The sequence below is a fragment of the Hungatella sp. SL.1.14 genome (genome assembly GCF_024460495.1).
In the GTDB taxonomy this organism is placed as follows: Bacteria; Bacillota; Clostridia; order Lachnospirales; family Lachnospiraceae; genus Hungatella; species Hungatella hathewayi.
The window spans coordinates 1-411 of sequence record NZ_JANFYJ010000146.1 but is presented as its reverse complement, the minus strand read 5'-3'; the positions used below and the strand labels follow the sequence as shown (position 1 = coordinate 411).

Sequence of the window (411 nt, the reverse complement as noted above, 5' to 3'; positions counted from 1 at the left end):
CGGAGATAAAGAATATCATTGTCGATGAGTGCGGACTTTATGGAAACGGTGAGCAGTCGCTGGATGATACCGTGGCACATATCCAGACAAAAGCGGACGCGGCTATTGAAACCGCCAGCAAGTAAAAGAATAGAGTGGAAAGGGATGATAATACGTGACTTCTTCCTTACGTAAAAAAGAGGCGCGCATTGCATGGCTGTTTATTACGCCATACTTGATTGTATTTACCTTGTTTCATTTTCTGCCTGTTCTGCTGTCCGCGGTGCTCAGCCTTACTGACATGAGATACATCAGTATGATTGACAAGACACATTTTATTGGACTGGGCAACTACTTTGAGATGTGCCGGGATCCGGAATTCTGGAACGCATTTTGCAACAGCATCGTTTATTCGATCTGTTTTGTACCGTT

The 411-nt window shown here is 44.3% G+C and carries 1 pseudogene; it reads left to right on the top strand.

What is annotated here, in order from left to right:
* Window positions 1-154 precede the first annotated feature (154 nt).
* Window positions 155-411 (top strand): annotated as a pseudogene (locus NE473_RS30400) (carbohydrate ABC transporter permease); the annotation flags it as partial.